Source organism: Polymorphospora rubra (assembly GCF_018324255.1).
Classification (GTDB): Bacteria; Actinomycetota; Actinomycetes; order Mycobacteriales; family Micromonosporaceae; genus Polymorphospora; species Polymorphospora rubra.
In genome coordinates, this window is record NZ_AP023359.1 from 1,845,650 (window position 1) to 1,852,257 (window position 6,608).

Sequence of the window (6,608 nt, forward strand, 5' to 3'; positions counted from 1 at the left end):
CCGGCCCTTCAGGGGTCCGTCGATCCGGGCTCAACCTGTAGACCACGACAGTTGAGGCCGCTCGCCTCCACGCGGGCATTCCGGCTCGTGGCGGAGGTCCACCACATACGGTTGCGGGTCAGCGCCGGCTTCACACCGGCTTCCCCCACGCGGAAACTCATTCAGTTGTGGGTAAGCCATTCTGGCTGGTAGCGAACCTTACGGTATCCAGCCACCCACGCCGCGTACATGAGGCACAGGTCACGACCTCGCATCGATGGCCGCCGACGGTACGTCCGGTCCATGCGACCGGCGGTCCCGTCGGTGGCACCCGGTCGGCCGATGGAGGACGGTGGCGCGCCGTTGCGACGATGTTGCGGAACGGGGGTGCGTCCGTCGGCAGATCTGGAGATCGGCAGTGAGCACTGATTCAGGCTGGAACGACTACCTGTCCACCGAAACGCCCGCCGTGGACGTCACGCCGGTCGTCCCCACCGTCGAACCCGTCGCCGTGCCGGAACCGGCCGCGACGATCGTGCAAAGTGAACTGACCAGCGCCACCAGCGACCAGCAGTGGTCGGACTGGCACGCGGACAGCAGCGCCTCGTGGGCCGACTCGGCGCAGAGCTACGTCGACTACGCCCAGCAGAGCGCCGCACAGGGCTACTTCGACGCCGCCGACAGCGCGATGGACACCGCCGCCAACCACGCCTCGATCGCCGGCGCCAACCTGGACACCTCGATCGACTACCAGGCCGCGGCGAACACCCACGTCGAGACGGCCGCCGCCGAACTGGCCCCGTACGACGCCGGCCCCGCTGCGGAATGACCTGGGCGGAAGCCGGGGACGCCACCGCCGGACCGGAGGCCGGCACGTCCGGGCTCGAACCGGGGCGGTTGGCCGCCGGTGCGCAGCGCCGGGTCGCCGTACCGCCCAGCGTGGCCCGTCAACACCTGCTGCGCACCATCCGTGAGCTGTCGTTCGAGTTGAAGACCGAGCAGCTCAGCGTGCTGGAGGCGGTGCGCGGTTCGAAGCTCGGCGGTGTCACGCTGACGCCGGGCCGGCTGCCGGTGGGTCTGCGGATCGGTCTGGAGGCGGCCGACTCCGGTTGCCGGGTCGCGGTCCTGCTCACCGACCGCTGGCCGGGCAAGGTCGGCCGCAACTGGGGGGCGACCGGTGCGTACGTCGAACTCTTCGGCTCGGTCCTGACCGCCGTCGACGCCACGCTGTCCCGGCTCGACCCGGCGGCGGCCGCCTCGTTCCCGCCGTGGTGGCGGGACACCGGTTCCGGCGACGTGGCGGTGATGCAGAACGCCGCCAGCCGCGCCGCCCAGGCGCAGGCGGCCCTGTCGCGGCACACCTCGCGGCTGCTCGACGGCGGTTCGGGGCCGGCGCGGGGCGCATCGGTGAGCCGGTCCGGTGTGGACACCTTCGTCTTCGAGACGCCCGACGCGGTCGCCGAGGTGTCGACCGAACTGGCCGACGGCATGCTGATGGTGGGCACGCTGGTCACCAGCCGGCCCGGCGCGATGCCGCCGGCACTCGTCGCGCAGGTGCAGTCGCTGGTCTTCCGGGTCGAGGAGCACCTCGCCGCCGCCGGCCGGGGTTCACTGTTTCCCGCCACCCCCGACGACGTACCGGTGGTGACCTTCCTGCACCAGCAGGCCCGGCTGCGCGGGATGCTGCCGGTGCGCACGCTGCGGACCTGCACCACCTGCCGCCTGGAGAAGGTGACCAACCCCGAACTCGAACGGCTCCAGGAACGCACCCGGCGCACCCGTGACCTGGCGACCGGCATCAGCGCGGTGGTGACGCCGTACGTGTTGGCCGGCCGGCTGGTGCAGTTGAACAGCAAGGGTCCGGAGTTCGCCTGCCCACGCTGCCAGGGTCTGGACGCCGACGAGACGGTGGTGACGTACTGCCAGCGGTGCGGCGAGCGGCGGGCCGAGACGGCGTTGCGGGCCTGCCCGAAGTGCCAGTTCGACTTCCGCTCGATGCTGCCGGCGGAGCAGTTGTGGCAGCCCCGCCGGTCGGCGGACCCCGCCACCGTCCCCGGTCCGCCACCGGCCGGAACCGCGGGGTCGGCCACGGTGGCCGCCCCGGCACCGGCCCTGTTGACGGTTCCGGACCATTTCCCACCGGCACATCCACGTCCGCCCAAGGCACCGCGGCCACCGCGATCGTCCGGCCTCCCCGCTTCCCCCGGTCCGCCGGCGCCCTGACCGCGCCGGTCGTGCGACGATCAGGGCCGCCGCCGGCGGAGAGCCCGCCGCTGCCATCGGGAGTTCGCCGATCCCGGTCGGCACCGCGGCGAGCACGAGAGGCCGGCCGATGCCCACCGCCGACGAACTCCTCAGCGCCTCCGCCGTCGAGGATCTGGCCCGGTGCCTGCGCGACGTGGCGCCGGGACGTCCACTGCCGGCGCTGCGCCGTACCGCGACGGCGCTCGCCGGGCGGACGCTGAGCGAGCGGTGCCGGGACGTCCGTGACGCGCTGTTGGCCGATCTGCCGGGCGACTACGACGAGTTCGAGGCGGTCGTACGCGCCGCCCTCAGCCGGCCCGCGTTCACCGGGTGGATGATCTGGCCGGTTTCCGAGGCGGTGGCCACGCGGGCGCTCGCCGCCGGGCCGGTCGACCGCTTCGGCGCCGGGCTCGCCCTGCTGGCCGACCTGACGCCGCGACTCACCGGCGAGTTCGCGATCCGGTCGTTCCTCGCCGCCGACCTGGACCGGACGCTGACCGCGGTACGGGACTGGACCCGGCACCCGGACCCGCACGTCCGGCGGCTGGCGAGTGAGGGCACCCGCCCGTACCTGCCCTGGGCCAGGAAGGTGAAGGCGCTGTTCGACCGCCCGGCGGCCACCACCGCCGTGCTCGACGCGCTCTACCGGGACGATTCGGAGTACGTCCGCCGGTCGGTGGCGAACCATCTCAACGACCTGAGCCGCATCGACCCGGAACTGACCACGGCCACGGCCGCGCGCTGGCTCGACGCGCCCGATGTCCACACCGCGAAGGTGGTCCGGCACGGGCTACGGACGTTGATCAAGAAGGGTGATCCCGAGGCGTTCCGGCTGCTCGGCTTCGCACCGGCCCCCGACATCGTGGTCACCGGCCCGGTGCTCGGCGACAGTGTGGTGCCGACCGGCGGCGACCTGCTCTTCGAGGTCACCCTGGAGAACCCGGGGCCGGCCCCCGCGACGCTGGTCATCGACTACGTCGTCCACCACCGGCGGGCCAACGGGACACTGAGCCCGAAGGTCTTCAAGCTCACCACCCGCGGTCTCGACCCCGGCGCCAGCCTGACGATCAGCCGCCGGCACTCCTTCGCGCCGGTGAGCACCCGCACCTACTACCCGGGCGAGCAGGCGGTCGAGGTCCAGGTGAACGGCGTCCGGTACGGACGGCGCAGCTTCCGACTCGGCGCCGCGTGACCACGCGCCCGGGTGGCGGCTGCCGCCCGGAGGGACGGCCCCGGACGGCAGCGGGCCGGCTCAGCGCGACTCGAAGGTCATGCAGTCGGCGAGATCCTGTCCGGGCGCGACCCGGATCGACGGGGCCCGGCACTCGAGTTCGGCGTTGAAGCGGCATTCCGCCCGCTTGCAGGCGCCGACCTGGGCGATCACCATGTCGAGCCCGCCCTTGGCCGAGGTGTCGATGAACGTGTCACAACTGGCGCTCGTCTCACCGATGGTGATGGCGAAGGCCCGGCATCCGTCATGGTTGTAGCCGCAGTCGATTACCGTGCATTCCTGCACCCGCGGCATTTCCAGCATCTGAGTCATGACTACCTCCTCGATTCCACGGTAAACCGTGGCCGGACATCCGGCACATCGAACAGGCAAATAGTTTGCCCAGGTCAGACGAGTAGAGCCTTACCTAATATCGCGCAGGTGAGGCTTTCCTTAATTCGACTGGATCCGATTCCACAACACCCGCACGACGACCGTCCGAGGTTGGTCCCGAACAATTCCGGAAGGCTGCGTGCGGTGGTCCGCCGGACCAGTCACGCGGTGACGTGCGGCCGCACCCAGGGTGCCGGCACCTCGTGGAAGGCCGCCTCCACGAGCAGGCGTTCCAGGTCCCGCAGGAACCGTTCGGCATGTTCGGGCGGCAGGTAGGCGGTGTTGGCGGTGAGCGTCAGCCCGATACCGCCCGGCTTGTCGACGACCTCGACCCGGGTCCGGTAGACGAAGCTGTCGAAGCTCTCACCCCAGGAGAACGACGATTTCGCCATCGCCGCCCGGACCTCGTCCTCGCCGGTGGCCCGGCCGAACACGCTCGCGTCGGTGCTCAACCGGATGTCGTTGAAGTAGCAGTGCGCGCTCTCGCCGGTGTTGATTTTGTGGCCGGCCGCCTCGTACGCCCGGAGCAGTTCCGCCTGCTCGTAGTAGGCCGACCGGTAGGCGTCGAGAGCCGCCGACCACACCCGGGGCAGCAGGTTGGCGAAATCCGGCCGGTCGGCCACGTCGACCACGATCATGCCGAGCTGGTTGAGTTTCGCGATCGCGGTGTCGTAACCGGGCAGCGAACGGTTGTTGACCATCATGAAGATGCCGACCGTGTCCCGGCCGGACCAGCCCGCGTGCACCGCGGCGATCGACGCCAGCAGCACCGTCGAGGTGGTCACCCCGTGCCGGCTGGCGATCAGCCGTACGGCGGTGTCCGCCGCCGCCGAGACCAGCGTTCCCTGGCGGAACAGGGGGGTCAGCGGCGGCCCCAGCTCGGGCAGCGTCTCCGTGGGCAGCTGGCCGAACCAGTCGACCCAGCGGGCGATGGAGCGTTGGGCCCGGCGCCGGTAACGCTCGTCCTGCTCGCGCCGGGCGATGTCGACCGACTGGAGCCCGGCCGGCGCGGCGATGCTGCCGCGCAACAGGAGCACCCGCAGGTCCCGCAACACGATCTCGACGGCACCGAAGTCCACGGTGGTGTGGCTGAAGACGAGCACGACCTGACGTACCCGGTCGCCGGCGACCACCAGCGCGACCCGTTGCGGCAGTTCCTCGGCCAGGTCGAACGCGGTCGAGGCGAGCCGGGTCGCCAGTGCCTGTGCGGTGGCGGCACCGCCGTCGTCGGCCGGGCCGGCGTGCGCCAGCAGCACCGGCTGCCCACCGCCGCCCGAGACGACCTGGCACAGCTCCCCGTCGACGGTGTGCAGCCGGGTGCGCAGCGAACTGTGCCGGGCGAGCAGGGCACCGACGACCCGCAGCACGTCCGGCACGTCAGCCTTCGCCCGGCGCGGTACCGGTACCACCCGGGAGATGTTGACCATCGTCCGGTTCGGCGGGTACATCTCGAACGCCCGCCACAGCATCCGCTGCCCCCAGGTGAAGGGTGCCGACGGGGACTGCGTGCCGGTGAAGTCGGCGGTCGTCCACTCCTCGGCCACCGGCTCGACCGGCTGGACCGTACCTTCGGGCCCGGACACCCCGCACCTCCGCTGTGCATGATCCACTGTGGGCGTTCGCGACCATCGCCGACCGGCGGGTCGCTTCGACCAGTATCTGTTTCGGCGCCCGGCTTCTGACTCCACGGGACAGCGCATTGCTTCGTCCGTTCGGCCGATCCACCGACCGGCGCCGCCTGTGTGACCGATCAGCTCCGCGCCCCGCTCGACCTGCGCGAGCGGGCCGGAATCAGCGGGATAGACGATGTCGGATACCCGTCGGGGCGGGCAGGATCTGGAGATGGACTCCTGGCTCACCACCGTCGCTCTGCCGATCGCGCTCGGCATCGTCATGCTCGGCCTCGGCCTCGGGCTCACCATCGGCGACTTCCGTCGGGTGGCGACCTATCCGAAACTGGTGCTGATCGCCCTCGGCTGCCAGATCGTGCTGCTCCCGGCCCTGTGCTTCGGGTTGGTGATCGCGTTCGGCCTGCGGCCGGAGCTGGCGCTGGGCATGATGCTGCTCGCGGCGTCGCCGGGCGGAACCACCGCCAACCTCTACAGCCATCTCTTCGGCGGCCACGTCGCACTCAACGTGACGCTGACCGCGGTGAACTCGGTGCTCGCGGTCCTCACACTGCCGGTGGTGGTCAACCTGTCGTCGAGTTACTTCCTCAGCGACGGGGCGTCCATCGGGTTGCAGCTCGACAAGGTGGTGCAGGTCTTCGCGATCGTGCTCATCCCGGTGGCGATCGGCATGTTCCTGCGGTCGCGGCTACCCGCCCTGGCCGACCGGCTCGCCCGGCCGGTGAAGATCCTGTCGGTGGTGGTGCTGGTCGCGGTCGTCGTCGGCGCGATCGTCAACGAGCGGGACAACATCGCCGAGTACTTCGTCGCGGTCGGCCTGATCGTGTTGGTGTTCAACGTGCTCAGCCTCGCCGTCGGGTACGGGCTGCCGCGGCTGGCGGGGGTCGGCCGGCGGGAGTCGATCGCGGCCGGCATGGAGATCGGCATCCACAACAGCACGCTGGCGATCACCATCGCGGTCAGCCCGGCGCTGCTGAACAGCACGACCATCGCGATCCCGGCGGCCGTCTACGGCATCGTCATGTTCTTCACCGCCGCCGCCTTCGGTTATCTGGTCAGCCGTCGTCGCAACACGACGGAAGCCCAACCCGACCTCGACCCGACCCGCTGAGCGGGCCGGCCCCCTCCCGACGGGCGGAGGCCGGCCGGCAGCG

At 71.0% G+C, this 6,608-nt stretch carries 6 protein-coding genes and 1 riboswitch; of the genes, 4 read left to right on the top strand and 2 right to left on the bottom strand.

Going from position 1 to position 6,608, the window contains the following annotated elements; genetic code table 11:
• Window positions 1-53: 53 nt before the first annotated feature.
• Window positions 54-168, bottom strand: a riboswitch (cobalamin riboswitch).
• A gap of 229 nt (window positions 169-397) precedes the next feature.
• The 3 genes from Prubr_RS08470 to Prubr_RS08480 all read left to right on the top strand — a co-directional run bounded on the left by Prubr_RS08470 (window position 398) and on the right by Prubr_RS08480 (window position 3,415).
• Window positions 398-808, top strand: a complete 411-nt coding sequence (locus Prubr_RS08470; RefSeq protein ID WP_212823429.1) for a hypothetical protein — start codon at window positions 398-400, stop codon at window positions 806-808.
• Window positions 805-2,202: a hypothetical protein gene (locus Prubr_RS08475; protein ID WP_212823431.1), complete on the top strand. Its 1,398-nt coding sequence runs from the start codon at window positions 805-807 to the stop codon at window positions 2,200-2,202. Before Prubr_RS08470 ends, Prubr_RS08475 begins: the two co-directional genes overlap by 4 nt.
• 109 nt (window positions 2,203-2,311) lie before the next feature.
• Window positions 2,312-3,415, top strand: coding sequence for a DNA alkylation repair protein (locus Prubr_RS08480; protein WP_212823433.1), 1,104 nt, complete (start codon window positions 2,312-2,314; stop codon window positions 3,413-3,415).
• Between the two features lie 60 nt (window positions 3,416-3,475).
• Here the strand turns inward: Prubr_RS08480 and Prubr_RS08485 are convergent, their stop codons facing one another.
• Window positions 3,476-3,766, bottom strand: a complete 291-nt coding sequence (locus Prubr_RS08485; RefSeq protein WP_212823435.1) for a DUF1540 domain-containing protein — start codon at window positions 3,764-3,766, stop codon at window positions 3,476-3,478.
• 221 nt (window positions 3,767-3,987) lie between these two features.
• Entirely contained in the window at window positions 3,988-5,409 is a 1,422-nt protein-coding gene (locus Prubr_RS08490) for a condensation domain-containing protein (RefSeq protein ID WP_212823437.1), read from the bottom strand.
• Window positions 5,410-5,668: 259 nt separating this feature from the next.
• Between Prubr_RS08490 and Prubr_RS08495 the strand changes: the two genes are divergently transcribed.
• Entirely contained in the window at window positions 5,669-6,565 is an 897-nt protein-coding gene (locus tag Prubr_RS08495) for a bile acid:sodium symporter family protein (protein WP_212827748.1), read from the top strand.
• Window positions 6,566-6,608 lie beyond the last annotated feature (43 nt).